We start from the raw sequence: 2,530 nt of genomic DNA on the forward strand, positions 1-2,530 counted from the left end.
ATGCGCTCTTCGGTGCCGGCAATGGTCTGCAGCAGCTCTTGGTTTTGCCGGGCCAGTTGGGCGATGGCCTGGGCATTGGCCTCGATGGTGCGCTCAATGCGCGCCAGCCGCTCCTCGCTATTGCTCATGGCCGGGGAGGGGAAAATTGCTGAGGGCTAGGGAAGTCTTGGGGTGGGATCCCTTGCAGGGCCTCGGTCATGAAGCGCTTCCAGGTGGGGGCGACAAAGGCGCCCCCTGCCGTGCCAGGCAGCATGGGGGAGTTATTGTCGTTGCCAATCCAAATGGCAGTGGACAGTTGCGGCACATAGCCGATAAACCAGGCATCGCGAAAGTCGGAGGTGGTGCCGGTTTTGCCTGCTACCGGTCGCCCATCGTCCAGACGGGCTGCCGTCCCGGTGCCTTGGGTCACTACCCCCTTGAGGATTTGGTTGAGGGCAGCCACTGCCCAGGGATCCAAAACCCGCTCTGGCTTCGGCCGGGCCTCGAAGAGGATTTGGCCGTTGCGATCCACCACCTGGGCCAAGAGAGTTGGCTCCACCCGGTAGCCGCCATTGGCAAACACCGCATAGCTGGCGGCCATTTCCAAGGGGCTGATGCTGGCCGAGCCCAGAGCTGTGGCCAGGTTGGGGAACATCTCGGCACTGATGCCCGTGGCCTGGGCCGCTGCAATGACGTTGCGGATCCCAACCTCATCCGCCAGCTTGACGGTGGGCACGTTGCGGGAGAGCTCCAAGGCGCGGGCAAAGGTGAGAGGGCCGTAAAAGGTGTTGTCGTAGTTTTTGGGGCTGTAGGGGGGTGAGCCGGGATAGGTGACCGGGGTGTCTTCCAGGATGCTGTTGGGCCCGTAGCGGCCGGTAGCCAGGGCCGCGTAGTACACGTAGGGCTTAAAGGTGGATCCCGTTTGGCGAAAGGCTTGGGTGGCGCGATTAAATTGGCCCCGCTGGGCGTTGATGCCGCCCACAAGGGCCTTGACATAGCCGGTACGGGGATCCACTGCCGCCAGGGCCATCTGGTCGGCTCGGCGAGCGGCTGCAATGCGGGGCCCATCTTCGTTGACAATGCGCTCTGCCAGGCGTTGCAGCCGCAGGTCGATGGTGGCCTGCACCCGCAGCCCCCCCTGGAGAATTGCCTGCTCGCCATAGCGACGCCGCAGCTCGGCTTCGATGACGTCGGTGACCGCCGGGGCATTGCTCTGGAAGGAGGTGATGCGGCCCAGGGTCAATTCTTGCTCGCGGGCTGCCTGGGCTTCTTCTGGGGTAATCCACTTCAGCTCCACCAGGCGATCCAGCACTAGCCGCTGTCGTCGCTTGGCTCCCTCCAGGTTACGGAAGGGGCTGAGGGTTTCTGGAGCCGGCAGGATCCCGGCCAACATCGCCGCTTCCGCCAAGTTCAGTTCTGCCGCATCTTTGTTGAAGTAGCTGCGGGCCGCCGCCTGGATGCCGTAGAGGTTGTGCCCCCAGTACACCTGGTTGAGGTACATCTCCAGGATTTCGTCTTTGGTGAAGACCTGCTCCAGCCGCACCGCCAGCACAATCTCGGCCACCTTGCGGCTGAGGGTGCGCTCCGGCCTCAAAAACAAGTTCTTCACCAGTTGCATCGTCAGGGTGGAGCCGCCCCCGGCAGAGCCCAAGCCCCCCTCAACACTGCCCAGAAGGGCCCGGCCCAAGCTGACGGGGTTGATGCCGGGGTGGGTGTAGAAGTGGCTATCTTCAATGGCCAGCAGGGCCTTTTTCATCTCCGGCGAGACCTCTTCCAGTGAGATCACCTCCCGGTTGGCTTCCCCGTGCAGGCTGGCAATTGGCTCGCCGCGAATATCGACAATGTGAGTAGTGGCCACCGGCACGTAGTCCCGCAGTTGGTGTACATCCGGCAGGTTGCGAAAGCTGATGGCCAACCCCATCAAGCCGGCAGCCGTCGCTGTAGAGCCCAAGAGCAGCGATCCCAGCAACAGATTGCCCACCGTGACAGCAGCCTGAGTCATCCAGGAGGGGCGGGTGGGTGGGTCAGCGCTGGCATATTCGTCATACCCCAAGCGGGGAAAGGGGCGGCTGTAAGGATGCCGCGAAGCCGAATGCCTAGCCCAGCGGGCCAATGGTCTGCGACCGTAGGTCACGTCAAAAACCCCGTCACGTCGGCGTTGCGGAGCAACCAAAAATTTTACTCATTATAGAGCGGTGCTTCTCGGCCTGGCAGGGAGATCCCTCCCACCTCTAGGTGAGCCAAATCCGGGTGAGCGTGGGGGGTTTCCGAGTGCTTTGCCTGCTGGCTGCTGGGATCCCCAGTTCCCCACCAGCCTGGATCTCGACAGGCTGTTTCGCATGTCAGACTGCTACCTGCACCTCTATGGCCGCTATCTCGCCCAAGGAGGGCAGCAAGATTGTCATCGACCTGCGAAAAACTCAGTTAGAACTGCTTACCAGACTTTATCTGCAAAGGGGATCCCTGTCCCACCGCCTTGAGATCTTGCGCCTGCGAGAACACGAAACTGCGGCAAGGAGAGGAAGTATCTGGAGTGTTTCCACATTCCTTC

Annotated in this window: 1 protein-coding gene; it reads right to left on the bottom strand. The window is 62.0% G+C overall.

Features of this window, described 5'->3' with window-relative positions; all coding sequences use genetic code 11:
- Positions 1-124 precede the first annotated feature (124 nt).
- Positions 125-2,113 carry a transglycosylase domain-containing protein gene (locus tag NW841_RS12580; RefSeq protein ID WP_414386707.1) on the bottom strand — a complete coding sequence of 663 codons (1,989 nt, stop codon included), beginning with the start codon at positions 2,111-2,113 and terminating at the stop codon, positions 125-127.
- Between the last annotated feature and the right edge of the window lie 417 nt (positions 2,114-2,530).

Source organism: Synechococcus sp. H60.3 (assembly GCF_047462295.1).
In the GTDB taxonomy this organism is placed as follows: Bacteria; Cyanobacteriota; Cyanobacteriia; order Thermostichales; family Thermostichaceae; genus Thermostichus.